We start from the raw sequence: 12,289 nt of genomic DNA, 5'->3' as shown, positions 1-12,289 counted from the left end.
CGGTCAACGGGGCGGTCCGGTCAGCACATCGGAGCCGATTGGCTACCTAGTGCTCAACTTCCAGCCGGTAGCGACGAAAGTAGGGGGATTATGCTCACTGTCCAGCAGTATGTGGCCGCGTTCAGTGACTTTCACACCATCCAAGGAAATTCCGCGTCCGGTGTAACGGGCATCCGTCGTGTAACGCCACCGGAGGGTGATTTGTGAGCTTTGTGACACCTCGGCGGCGGCCTGCCACCAAGCGCGGTGGCCGTGCCCGCCGAGCCCGGTCTGCTCCCCGGCGGGGGCACCTGGTCCGGACGCACGCACGGTAATCGATTTCCAGGTTGCTCCGCCGTCGGTACTTATTTCCAGGAAGAGCGAATCCGACGGTCCTTCGGTGTCCACGAAGGTGTCGAAGGAGACCTTCAGCGGCCCGCCGCGCGTCTGTAACGGCGGAGTCGTGAGCGTGGCCGTGGAGACGTCGCCGGCGCCGCTGAACCACGCGTCGCGGCCGCGCGTGGGGCGGACGGCCATCGCCTTCGCGAGCGAGCTCGCCCACGTCTCCCTCGCGAGGTTGATCGAGCCCCAGCTCCGCGTCGGGTGCACGCGGTTGGTGAGCAGGATCGCGAACGACCGCGAGAGCGGATCGATCACCAGCGAGGTCCCGGTGAAGCCGGTGTGCCCGGCCGTCGAGGGGGCCGACAGCGCGCCCATGTACCAAGGCTGGTCGAGTTCGAAGCCGAGCCCGTGCGCGTTGTCGGGGAACTTGTGGTTGTAGTTCGTCAGCATCGCCCGCACCGTCTCCTCGCGCAGGATCCGCTGGCCGCGGTACGCGCCGCCGTTGAGGATCGTCTGCGCGAGCACCGCCATGTCGGCGGCCGTGGAGAACACACCCGCGTGCCCGGCGACGCCGCCCAGCGACCAAGCGTTCTCGTCGTGCACTTCGCCGCGTACGAGCCCCCGGGGCGGCTTCGCGGCGTACTCGGTCGCCGCGACCCTGGCGAGTTTCGACGCGGGCGGGTTGTAGCCGGTGTCCACCAGGCCCAGCGGCACGGCGATGCGGTCCTGGACCACCTTGTCCAGCGGAGCCCCGGCCACCTTCTCGACCAGGAAGCCGAGCGTCAGCAGGTTGATGTCGGAGTAGAGGTACGTGCTGCCCGGCGCGTTCTTCAACGGGCTGTCGAGGACGGCCTTCCGGCGGGAGGGGATGTCCGGATAGCCCTCCCACAGCGACGGGAGCGGTGTCGCGGCGAAACCCGAGACGTGGGTGAGCAGCTGCTGGACGGTGACGGCCTCCTTGCCGTTCACCCCGAACTCCGGCAGGTACCGCACCACCGGCGCCGAGATGTCCAGCTTGCCCGCCTCGGCCAGCTGCATCACCGCGATGGAGGTGAACAGCTTCGAGATCGAAGCCATGTCGAAGATCGTGTCCGCGCGCATCGGCACCTGCTGTTCGGGTGGCAGCTCCGTGCCCTTGGCGTCGGCGTAGCGGACCGCGCCGCCGACGGCCTGGCGCTCGACGATCACGCCGTCGTGCGCGAGCAGGCCGACCGCGCCGGAGAAGTGCGGATGCCCGGTGGCGTCCGGCTTCGTCCAGCTCTCGATGAACCGCTCGGCCGCCTTGATCGGCTCCGGGTCGAGGCCGACGTCGGAGGGCGCGCCGTCGCGCAGCACGGTGGACGCCGGCGCGAAGCCACCGCGCGGCTTGTCGAACCGGCCCGCCGCGCCGTCTCCCTGTTGCCCGGTCCCCGGAATCGCCTGTGCTCCCGCCGTCGACAGCGTGGTCGCCGCGACCAGTACGGAGACGGCCGCGATCAGGATCTTCCTAACACGCACGGTCGTCCCCTTCAGCGGTAGATGAGATGGCGGCGGCGTTTCCGGTCGAACTCGGCCAGTTCGGCCTGCCAGGACCCGACGATCTCGTCCGCTCCGGCGCCCTTGTCGATCATCGTGCGCAGCCTGTCCGAGCCGGAGAGCTTGTCGAGGAAGTTGTCGGGGCGCCACTTGAACTTGTCCGGATGCACCTGTTTCGCGGTGACGAACATGGTGACCGCGGTGCGGATGGCGTCGAACGCCCGCGGATCGGTGATCGTCACCTGCACGCCGCCGCAGGGCTCGTTGACGAACTTGCCGAACGTCGGCACGAAGTACGCCTCACGGAACTTCACCCCGGGAAGCCGTAGCTCGCCGAGCTTCTCGCGCCAGCGCCAATCGAGGCCCGGCGCGCCGATGATCTCGAACGGCCTCGTGGTGCCCCGGCCTTCGGAGAACACAGTGCCCTCGAACATCCCGGTGCCGGGGTAGACGAGCGCGGTGTCCGGCGTCGGCATGTTCGGGCTCGGCGGCACCCAGGTCAGCCCGGTGCGGGCGAAGAGCTGATCGCGGCGCCAGTCGCGCACCTCGACGATTTCGAGCTTGCCCGGCGTGACCCCTTCGGCAGGCAGGAACTCGGCCGCGAAGAACCGCGCGAGTTCGCCGACGGTCATGCCGTGCTGCTGCACGATCGGCTTCCGGCCGACACCCGAGGCGAACGCCGGGTTCAGCATCGGCCCGGCGGCTTTGCCGCCCAGCGGATTCGGCCGGTCCAGCACGACGACCGCCGCGCCGACCTTCGCCGCCGCGACCATCGCCGTGTACAGCGACCAGATGTAGGTGTAGAACCGCGCGCCTACGTCGGCGATGTCGAAGACGACGGTGTCGACGCCCGCCTTCGTGAACATCCCGGCGAGCTTCGTCGCGTCGGCGCCGTACGCGTCGTACACCGGCACGCCGGTGCGCGGATCGGTGTAGTCGCCCTCGGAACCGCCTGCCTGCGCGCTGCCGCGGAAACCGTGCTCCGGCCCGAACGCGGCGAGCGGCCGGACCCCGGCGGCGACCATCGAGTCGACGATGTGGTCGCCGCTCGCCAGCACGCCCGTCGGATTCGACAGCACGCCGAGCTTGCGGCCGGACAGTGGCGCCCAGCCCCGGGCGGCGAGCACGTCCGCTCCGGTGCGGGTGAGCGGGGGACCTTTGCTCTCGCTTTCCGGCTGGGCCCCCGCGACCGAGGACCCGGCCGTCAGCGCGGGGACCGCGAGCGCGCCGGTGGCGAGGAAGTGGCGGCGGTTGAGGTTCACCAGGTCAGCCCGTGGCCGAAGGGGTACTTCACCGTGCCCACGTCCTTGCCCGCGGGAACGTCCACCGGCAGCTTGCCCTGCGGCGTCACCTTCCCGAGGATCACCTTCGCCAGCGCTTCGAGCGAAGGCGAGATGTAGCCGTATGTGGCGAGCCACGTCTTGATCGGGTTCTCGTAGCCGGCGTCGTAGGGGATCTGTGCGGCGACGGCGACGACGGGCTTCCCGGTGTCGGCCAGCGCCTGCAAAAGCTTGCCCTGCAACGGATACGTGCCGACGTTGTTGGTCAGCACGACGACGAGGTCGACGTTCTTCGCCGCCGCGGCCGCCTGCGCGATCTGCGCGTCCGTCGGCGTCTGGCCGGTCTGGAGCGCGGTCGCCTGCGTGCCGTGCGCGGTGAGCTTCGCGGCCAGCGACGCCGTCGTGGTCGCGCCCCAGCCGGTCACGAGCGTCTTCGCGGGCTGCTGCTTGAGCGGCAGGACACCGCCGTCGTTGCGGATCGCGGTGACCGACCGATCGGCGATGCCCTGCGCGGTCGCGAGGTTGGCCGGGACGCCGACCTTCGACATCACCTTGGCCGGGTCGACGAACGGCGAGGTCAGGATGCCGCGGTTCAGCTTGAGCTTCAGCACCCGCAGGACGCTCTCGTCGATACGCCGCTCGGTCAGCTCGCCCTTGCGGACGGCGTCGAGCACCGAGTTGATCGCGAGTTCGAGGTTCACCGGCATGAGCAGCTGGTCGATGCCTGCCTTGAGGGCCAGCACCGGGATCTCCGCGTCGGTGTGCATCTCGCGCACCGCGTCCATCGAGAGGGAGTCGGTGACGACGACTCCGCGGTATCCGAGCTCCTCGCGCAGCTTGCCGGTGAGGATCGGCTTCGACAGCGTGGCCGGTTCGCCCGACGGGTCGAGGCTGGGGAACTGGATGTGCGCGCTCATGATCGAGTCGATGCCCGCCTTGATGGCGGCCTTGAACGGCGGCACGTCGGTCTCGCGCCAGCTGGCCTCGCTCCGGTCGATCCGGGGCAGCTCGTGGTGACTGTCGGTGGCCGCGTCGCCGTGGCCGGGGAAGTGCTTCGCGGCGGCGGACACCGTCTCCGAACGCCGTCCGGAGTTCTGGAAGCCCCTGACCTGGGCTTCGACGAACTGGCTCGCCAGCTCCGGGCGGCCGGAGAAGGAACGGACGCCGATCACCGGGTTCGCCGGGTTCGAGTTGACGTCGGCGTCGGGGGCGAAGTCCTGGTTGATGCCGACTGCGCGCAGTTCGTGCCCGAGGATCCGGGCGGCGTCCTGCGCGGCCTTGGTGTCACGGCCCGCCGAGATCGCCATCGCGTTCGGCAGTTCGGTGGCGGGGGCCCCCATCCGGGTGACCGTGCCGCCTTCCTGGTCGGTCGCGATCTGCAACGGAATGCGGGCGCCGCTGCGGAGCGCGGCCCGCTGGAGCCCGTTCGACAGCTTGGCGACCTGCACCGGGTCGTCGAAGTTGTCGCGGCTGTCGTTGTTGAAGTAGATGACGCCGCCCAGGTGGTACTTCTCGATCACCTGCGCGGGGGTGTCGACCCCGAAGTCGGCCTTGTTCTTGGCGTTGACCTCGTCGGCGGACTTGCCGTTCACCCAGGTGACGAAGAGCTGCCCGACCTTCTGCTCCAGGGTCAGCCCGCGCAGCGTCCGCTGCGCCTCCGCGTCGGCCGTCACCGGCTGCGCGGTCGCCGGAACACCCGCGACACCCAGGGCGAGCAGACCCGCGAGGGGCAGGGCGAGCGCATGGATCCTCCGATGACGGGCGTGCGCGATTCGGGTCGTCACCTCAAGCCTCCCAGATTCGTGCCTGACTCTCAGATGGAAAGAAGTCCACCTGGAAGCACTGATATCCGGAAGCTACCCACAAGCACTTTGCTTGTCCATCGGCCACCCGCACGAACGGTCCGTTCATACACAAAGGGACGCGAACGGGCCTGTCACGCTTGAAAACGTGGGCAAAACACTGGCGGCGCCCGTCGGCAAGAAGCCGGCGGGCGCCGCCAGTCAGTGCGGACCACTCGGGCGACCAAGCGTGCAACTCTGGTCGTACCTTCATGGACTCGGCGTCCGGCGTCCCGGTACGCAGTCCCTAGACGACGAGCCTCCCGCGGCGCGCTGCGCGTGGGTACCCGGTGTCCGCACACGGAGATTCGCCGGGGTGGAACAGGCTTCTCTTCTACCTGTTCCCTGGCCGACCGAACGTCCGCACCTACTTTCTACGCCGTGAGCCGGGTCACTTCAAGTGCGCAGACGGGTGCACCGGTACAGAGGCTCGATCTAGTGACACGGGCACCCTCCGCGACGGACAATTCGCGCCCCTGACTGCGAAAACCGGCCCGGTACCGCCGTGTGGGTGTGCGCTCAGCGGGTGCGTTTGCGCCGGTTGTAGCCGTACCAGGTGGCACCCGCGGCGAAGGCGCCGAGCGCGACCAGGCCCGCCGACCGCGCGGGGATCCGGGTCCGCAGCGACATCGGGTGCTCGAAGGCGAGGATCTCCCAGCCCTGTTCCGTCGCGTGCTTGCGCAGGACTCGGTCGGGGTTGACCGCGTGCGGCCGTCCGACGACTTCGAGGAGCGGGATGTCGGTGCTCGAGTCGGTGTACGCGTGGCACTGGGTGAGGTCGTAGCCGTACGTCGCCGCGAGTTGCTTCGCGGCGACGGCCTTGTTCTCGCCGTAGCAGTAGAAATCGACTTCGCCCGAGTATCGGCCGTCCACGATCTGCATCCGCGTGGCCACGCTCCGCGTCGCGCCGAGCATTTCGGCGACCGGCGCGACGACTTCCTCGCCGGTCGCCGACAGCACCACGACGTCGTGCCCGTCCGCGCGATGGGACGAGATCAGTTCCGCCGCCTCCGCGTAGACGAGCGGGTCGACGACGTCGTGCAGCGTTTCGCGGACGATCGCCGACACCTGTGCGACATCCCATCCGGTGCACAGCGCGGAAACCTCGGCTCGCATCCGCTCGGTCTTCGCCGCGTCCGCGCCCGCGAGGGAGAAGACGAGCTGGGCGTACGCACTGCGAAGCGCGGCTCGGCGGTTGATCAGGCCTTCGCGCAAAAGCGGCTTGCTGAAGGCCAAAGCGCTCGATGACGCGATGATCGTCTTGTCGAGATCGAAGAACGCCGCGACCTGGCTCGGCGTCGTGCTGGGTCGGTCCACTCGCCAAGGATAGGAGAGCCGGACGGCCGGCCGCCCGTTGGTCGACCACGATGGGGATACGACGGTGGAAAATTCACGACCGCGTATCCGATCGGGCGCGGCGTGCCGTTATCGAATTGTGGGTACCGGCGCCGCCCGCAACGGGCCGGTATCGGAGTTACAGTGAGAATGTCCGGTGTTGCACCGGGCCCAGGTTCAGTCCGACCCCCCGGGGCTGAACCCCAGGCGGCCCTCGTCCCTCCCCCCTGGCGAGGGCCGCCTCCTAATTTCCCGTCGTGCCAATGGTTCAGACCTTGTCGGCGGCGGAAACCCCGGCAGGGCAAGGCAGAACAGGCCGTAGTTCGTTAACTTTCCTTTCTCTCAAGGACTTCTTGTGTCTCGTCCGGCTCCGAGGCTCATAGCGGAAGGGGCTGACGGAAAACGTGGGAAACCGGTTTCCCGGGGTGGAGTTGTCCACAACACCCCGGTTGTCCACAGGTGGGACGGAATGGCGTTGTGCGCGGTGGGGAAGCGGCGGGACCGTGGAGTGGTCACCCGAGTCCGACCGAATCACTGGGGGAGTCATGACCGCGGAACATCCGCTCGTCGTCGCCGGAGACGACGTCCTGCTCGACGAGATCCTGCGCGTGGCGGCGGCCGCGGGTTGCGAGGTCGAGCGAGCACCCGATCTCGACGCCGCACGCGGGAGATGGGCCCGCGCGCCGCTCGTGGTGCTCGACGAGGAGGCCGCGAGCGCGCCGAACCGGCTGCTGCGGCGGAACAAGGTCCTGCTCGTCTGCAAGGGCGCGCCGACGCCGGCGACGTGGGAGCGGGCCGTCAACACCGGTTCGGAGAAGGTTCTTTCCCTGCCGGACGAGGAAAGCGACCTCATCGGCGAGTTCGCCGACGTCGTCGACGGGCCGCCGCGGGACGACGGCGTCGTCATCGGGATCATCGGCGGGCGAGGCGGGGCCGGGGCTTCCGTGCTTTCGGCCGCCGTCGCGTACCGGGCGGAGAAGTCCGGCACCGGCGGGCTGCTCGTCGACTGCGATCCGCTCGGCGGCGGGGTCGACGTCCTCCTCGCCGCCGAACGCGATCGCGGGCCACGCTGGCCGGAGCTCGAACTCGGCGGCCGGGTCTCCATGGCCGCGTTGAGCGAAGCCCTGCCGCGAAAGAAGTACGCGACCGGCTCACTGTCCTTTGTGTCCTATGGCAGGGAAGGGCGCGGCCCGGGGCCCGACGCGATCGAAGGCGTGCTGTGCGCCGGACGCCGGGCCGGCCGGACGGTCGTCTGCGATCTGCCGAGGTACTTCGGCGCCGAGACGTCCACCGTGATCGGGCTGGCCGATCTGGTCGTGGTCGTCGTCCCCGCCGAACTCCGTGCCTGCGCGGCGGCGAAACAGGTCCTCGCCAGGATCGAGCCCCACGCGTCACGGATCGGCGTCGCGGTGCGGGGGCCGTCGCCCGCCGGGCTGATCCCGCAAGAGATCGCCGACGCCGTCGGCGTTCCGCTCATCACCTCGATGGGCCGCGAGCGCTCCCTCGCGGCGGCCCTCGACCGCGGCGAGTTCGTCCTGAGGCATCGCGGGCATTTGGCCATCGCCGCCGGCGAAGTCCTCGCCGCCGCGCGAGGGCGGTTGGCCGGTGCCTCGCGATGACCGGCGATCTGGTCGAGCGGGTCCGGCGGCGGCTGGCCGGATCGGCCGCCCCGGCGGATCCGGTGAGCGTCGCGCGGGCGGTCCGCGCCGAAGCCGGTGGCGCGCTCGGGCAGGAGGCCGTCCTCGGAGCGGTCCGGCTGGCCCGTGACGAGTTCGTCGGAGCCGGGCCGTTGGCGCCGCTTCTCGAAAAACCCGGCGTCACAGACGTTCTCGTCACGGCACCCGACGAGGTCTGGACCGACACCGGCGAAGGCATCCGCTTGACGGACGTTCGTTTCGCCGACGAAGAAGCCGTCCGCAGGCTGGCTCAGCGGCTCGCCCTCGCCGGCGGGCGGCGCCTGGACGACGCTCAACCGTTCGCCGACTGCTGGCTGCCGGGCGTGGGGCCGCAAGGCCGGGTCCGCATGCACGCGGTCCTCCCGCCGATCGCTCCCGCCGGGACCGCGCTCTCGCTCCGGGTTCTCCGGCCCGCCACCCATGATCTCGCCGAACTCCGGCTGCACGGGGCGTTCGGCACCAGCGGCGCCGACCTGCTCGGCTCGGTCATCCGGCGACGGCTCCCGTTCCTGGTGTCCGGCGGGACAGGGGCGGGGAAGACGACCCTGCTTTCCGCGTTGCTCGGCGCGGTGCCCCCTGCCGAACGCATCGTCTGCGTCGAAGACGCCGGAGAACTGCAACCGGACCATCCGCAGTTCGTCAGCCTGCTCACCCGCCCGGCGAACGTCGAGGGCGCGGGCGAGGTCGGGCTGAGCGAGCTGGTGCGGCAGGCGTTGCGCATGCGTCCGGACCGGCTGGTCGTCGGCGAGGTGCGCGGCGGCGAGGTCATCGCGTTGCTCAACGCCATGAACACGGGCCACGAGGGCGGCGGCTGCACCGTGCACGCCAATTCGCCGGAGGACGTCCCCGCGCGGCTGGAAGCGCTGGCCGCGCTCGGCGGGTTGAAACGGGACGCGCTGCACAGCCAGCTGACCGCGGCGATACGAGTGGTCCTGCACATGCGCCGCCTGCCGAGCGGGATCCGGCGGCTGGACGAGGTCGGCGTCCTCCGGTCCTTCCGAGGCGAGGCCAAGGTCGTCCCGGTCTGGAGCAAGGGCGCCTGGATCGGCGACGAGACGCCGTTCGAGGAGATGGCGGCGTGAACCCGTGGTTCCTTCTCTCCTGGGGTGCGGGTCTCGCCTGCTGGCCGAAGCCGATGGCGCGCACTCCGATCGCCTGGCGGCTACCTCGCGCCGTCCGGGCGGGCTGGTGGCCGCTCCCCGCGCTGGCTCTGTCCTTCGTGGGAATCGGCTGGGCGGTGGCGACGCTGGTGCTCACCTTGGCGATCCGCCAGGAATACCGATGGCGGGCGCGAGAGAAGGCGGCGCTGGCCGAAGCCGAACTCACCGCGTCCGTGCTGCGGACCATGATCGGTGAACTCCGGGCGGGTGCCCATCCGGTCGCCGCAGCCGAAGCCACCGCGGAGGCGGTGCCCGCGGCGTCCGAGCGCTTGCGCGGACTCATCGCGGCCGCCCGGTTCGGTGGTGACACCGCCACAGAACCGGACGCGCCACCGGCGCTGGCGACCGCGTGGACACTCGCGAATCGCTTCGGGCTCCCGATGGCCGAGGTGCTCGATGCCGCGCGCCGGGACGCCGAGGCGGAGATCGGTTTCCGCCGTCGTCTCAAAGCCAAGATGGCGGGCCCTCGGGCGAGTGCCGCCGTGCTCGCGGTCCTCCCGCTGATGTGTCTGCTGCTCGGCGAGGCGATGGGGGCCGGGCCGGTCCACGCCCTCACCGGGACGGCCGCCGGTCAGTGGTCGCTCGTCGTGGGCAGCGGTCTGATCTGGGCGGGCACGGCCTGGTGCCGGGCCCTCACCGGGCGGGTGGCGCCATGCTGACCGGCGCGGCCCTGATCCTGCTGGGCGGTGCCGTCTTCTGCTGGCCGCGCGTCACCTCTGTGGCCACAGAGCGCCCCGGATGGCTCCGGCCGCGGGAAAGAAGGCCTCGCGGCAAAGGCGTCTCCGAACTCCTTCGGTCCGCGGCCACCCTCGATCTGCTGTCCGCCTGCCTGGCCGGTGGGCTGCCGGTACCCGTCGCGCTCGAAGCCGTCGTCCCGACCGCGTCACCGCAGACCGCGGCGGCACTGCGCTCGGTGGCGTCGCACCTCGCCGTGGGCGTCGGACCGGCGGAAGCCTGGGCCCCGGTCCGCGACCGGCCCGGCCTGACGGAACTGTCCGTCGCCGCGGTTCGTACGGCGAGGGCGGGCACCGCGCTCGCCGCCCACGCGAAGGACCTCGCGCGAAGACTGCGCGAGTCGCTCTCCGCCGAAGCCGAGGAACGATCCGAACGGGCCGGAGTGCTGCTGGCGGCCCCGATCGGCCTCTGCTTTCTCCCCGCGTTCCTCTGCCTCGGCGTCCTGCCCGTCGTGCTCGGCCTCGCCGGTCGTCTCGACTTCCTCTGACTGAAAGGCGCTTCCCATGAACAAGCTCCCCACCTTCCGCGAAGACGACGGCATGACGACGGTCGAGTACGCCATCGGCACCTTGGCCGCCGCCGGGTTGGCGGCCCTCCTCTATCTGGTCGTCACCAGTGATGCCGTCTCCGCTGGGCTCACCGCGCTCATCGAGCGGGCCCTGTCGGTGAAGTTCTGATGGCCGACCGCGGCTCCGTCACGGTCGAGGCGGCGCTCGGCATCGGCGCGCTGACCTTCGTATCGGCCTTGCTGTTCGCCGGGATCGGAGTCGCCTCCGATCAGCTCCGCTGTACCGACGCTGCCCGGGAGGCGGCCAGGCTCCTCGCCCGAGGGCAGCCCGCCCGTGCCGAACAGGCGGTGCGGGAGATCGCACCGTCCGGCGCTCGGCTGGACGTCGTCCGCGAAGGCGACTCGATCACCGTCGGCGTCGAGGCCGAACCGGTGGCGGGGCTCCTGCCGGGTATCCGGCTGCACTCCCGTGCCTTCGCCATCGCCGAGCCGGGAAGCGGGCCGTGACCTCGAACGACCGCGGGGTCGCGACCGTGTGGACGGCCTCGATCGTCGCGGCGCTGGTCTGCGCGGCGGCGTTCGTCTTCTGGATCGGCGCCGCCGTCACGGCCCGCCACCGCGCCGAGGCCGCCGCCGATCTGGCCGCGCTCGCGGCCGCCTCGCACGCCACGGAGGGACCCGGCGCGGCCTGCGAACGGGCTAGGGAGGTCGCCGTCCGGATGTCGGTCACGCTGCTCAGCTGCCGGTGGGAGCGCGGCGATGCCCTGGTCGAGGTGCGCTCGGAGCCGTCGGCACGGCCGGCGGTCACCGGACGGGCGGAGGCGCGGGCCAGGGCGGGCCCGGTCGGCCGGTCACCGTGACGTGCGTCGCACGACGAACGGTCGTCCGGTGGTGACCGGCCGGTAGTACGCGTGAGTAACCGCTCGGCGCGAGCAGCGGTCGTTGCCGCACGGCGAGCGGTCGAAGCCATGATCAGCGCGCCGCCGAACGGCCGCCCGCCGCTCGTCGTGAGCGCCATCACTCGGGGCGGAATCCCAGGTCGGCTGCGACGAACGGCCCTGGACCGGTCGCGCACGCCCGTTAATCGGACGTCCGGCGTTCGGTCCGTCCGGTCGCACTACCGCGCGTTCATCGCTAAGTAACCGCCGGTTGTCGCGTGAGGTCTTCTCCCGATGTGCAACTTGCCGTTTATTGAGATGTGCGCCACCTCGAGAAGGTCGCCGGGTGGCGCGGAGCAGAACCGACACAGGACAGAGTTGACCTGAGGCAGGGACGGGAATGTTGGACGCGAATTGGCCGGACAGCTGGCGGGGCGCCTTCCGCATCGAGATGCGGGCGGAGGCGATCGGCCTCGCGTGGCGTGGCTGGCCGGTGCTCCCGGGTGCGGAGCCCGCCGCGATCACCGCCGAAGGTGACGACCTCACCTGGCGCCGTCCCGTCCCGGCACAGGACAACTGGCGCGAACTGACCGAGACCCACCCGCACGAGGTCGCCACCTGGTTCGGCGACGACACCCACAGCCTGCTCGTGGCCACCGGCACCGTGCTCGACGCCATCGAGGTCGACGACGAGCTCGGCAAGGCCGCCGCCCGCCTACTGCGCGCCACCGGACACCCCGCCCCGATCGTCGCGATGCCGAACGGCCGCTGGCTGTTCCTCACCACCGTCGCCACGAGCATCCCGCGGGAACTGGCCGACCAGGCCTCGATCCAGTGGCACGGCGCGAACGGCTACATCCCGCTGCCCCCGTCGCCGTTCCAGCACGGTGTCGTGCACTGGCGGGTCAAGCCCGAGGTCTGGGGCTGGCAGCTGCCCGAGGCCACCGAGGTGCACGACGTGCTCGTCCGTGCGCTGGCCGGTGACCGGACCGTCGCCCCCGTGGCGACCCTGAGCACCGCCGCCTGATCAACCCACAATT

General features: G+C 70.6%; 12 protein-coding genes. 8 read left to right on the top strand and 4 right to left on the bottom strand.

Going from position 1 to position 12,289, the window contains the following annotated elements; all coding sequences use genetic code 11:
* Positions 1–42: 42 nt before the first annotated feature.
* The 4 genes from AORI_RS78970 to AORI_RS78955 form a co-directional block, all read right to left on the bottom strand.
* Positions 43–1,818 (bottom strand): serine hydrolase domain-containing protein, encoded by a 1,776-nt coding sequence (locus AORI_RS78970; protein WP_016337849.1) that lies wholly within the window; start codon positions 1,816–1,818, stop codon positions 43–45.
* 11 nt (positions 1,819–1,829) lie between these two features.
* Complete coding sequence (locus AORI_RS78965; protein WP_016337848.1) at positions 1,830–3,098, bottom strand: exo-beta-N-acetylmuramidase NamZ family protein; 1,269 nt, start codon at positions 3,096–3,098, stop codon at positions 1,830–1,832.
* Positions 3,095–4,900: a glycoside hydrolase family 3 protein gene (locus tag AORI_RS78960; protein ID WP_016337847.1), complete on the bottom strand. Its 1,806-nt coding sequence runs from the start codon at positions 4,898–4,900 to the stop codon at positions 3,095–3,097. The genes AORI_RS78965 and AORI_RS78960 overlap by 4 nt, the downstream gene beginning before the upstream one ends.
* A 576-nt stretch (positions 4,901–5,476) precedes the next feature.
* The gene (locus AORI_RS78955; protein WP_016337846.1) at positions 5,477–6,274 is read right to left on the bottom strand and encodes an HAD family hydrolase; all 798 of its coding nucleotides are present in this window, start codon (positions 6,272–6,274) and stop codon (positions 5,477–5,479) included.
* 563 nt (positions 6,275–6,837) lie between these two features.
* Here AORI_RS78955 and ssd point away from each other — a divergent pair.
* The 8 genes from ssd to AORI_RS78915 all read left to right on the top strand — a co-directional run bounded on the left by ssd (position 6,838) and on the right by AORI_RS78915 (position 12,276).
* Positions 6,838–7,911, top strand: coding sequence for a septum site-determining protein Ssd (gene ssd, locus AORI_RS78950; protein WP_016337845.1), 1,074 nt, complete (start codon positions 6,838–6,840; stop codon positions 7,909–7,911).
* Positions 7,908–9,050: a TadA family conjugal transfer-associated ATPase gene (locus tag AORI_RS78945; RefSeq protein ID WP_016337844.1), complete on the top strand. Its 1,143-nt coding sequence runs from the start codon at positions 7,908–7,910 to the stop codon at positions 9,048–9,050. The genes ssd and AORI_RS78945 overlap by 4 nt, the downstream gene beginning before the upstream one ends.
* Positions 9,047–9,787 (top strand): type II secretion system F family protein, encoded by a 741-nt coding sequence (locus tag AORI_RS78940; protein ID WP_016337843.1) that lies wholly within the window; start codon positions 9,047–9,049, stop codon positions 9,785–9,787. Before AORI_RS78945 ends, AORI_RS78940 begins: the two co-directional genes overlap by 4 nt.
* Positions 9,781–10,350, top strand: a complete 570-nt coding sequence (locus AORI_RS78935; RefSeq protein ID WP_016337842.1) for a type II secretion system F family protein — start codon at positions 9,781–9,783, stop codon at positions 10,348–10,350. Before AORI_RS78940 ends, AORI_RS78935 begins: the two co-directional genes overlap by 7 nt.
* A 16-nt stretch (positions 10,351–10,366) precedes the next feature.
* Positions 10,367–10,540 carry a DUF4244 domain-containing protein gene (locus AORI_RS83160; protein ID WP_016337841.1) on the top strand — a complete coding sequence of 58 codons (174 nt, stop codon included), beginning with the start codon at positions 10,367–10,369 and terminating at the stop codon, positions 10,538–10,540.
* Positions 10,540–10,878: a TadE family type IV pilus minor pilin gene (locus AORI_RS78925; protein WP_016337840.1), complete on the top strand. Its 339-nt coding sequence runs from the start codon at positions 10,540–10,542 to the stop codon at positions 10,876–10,878. The genes AORI_RS83160 and AORI_RS78925 overlap by 1 nt, the downstream gene beginning before the upstream one ends.
* Positions 10,875–11,231 carry an Rv3654c family TadE-like protein gene (locus AORI_RS78920; protein ID WP_016337839.1) on the top strand — a complete coding sequence of 119 codons (357 nt, stop codon included), beginning with the start codon at positions 10,875–10,877 and terminating at the stop codon, positions 11,229–11,231. Before AORI_RS78925 ends, AORI_RS78920 begins: the two co-directional genes overlap by 4 nt.
* 418 nt (positions 11,232–11,649) lie before the next feature.
* A complete protein-coding gene (locus tag AORI_RS78915) occupies positions 11,650–12,276 on the top strand; it encodes a bifunctional DNA primase/polymerase (protein ID WP_016337838.1) in 627 nt (208 codons plus the stop codon).
* The last annotated feature ends 13 nt before the right edge of the window (positions 12,277–12,289 follow it).

The sequence above is a fragment of the Amycolatopsis keratiniphila genome (assembly GCF_000400635.2).
Taxonomy (GTDB): domain Bacteria; phylum Actinomycetota; class Actinomycetes; order Mycobacteriales; family Pseudonocardiaceae; genus Amycolatopsis; species Amycolatopsis keratiniphila.
The sequence above is the reverse complement of the archived record's forward strand: the minus strand, read 5'-3'. Positions and strand labels throughout refer to the sequence as shown.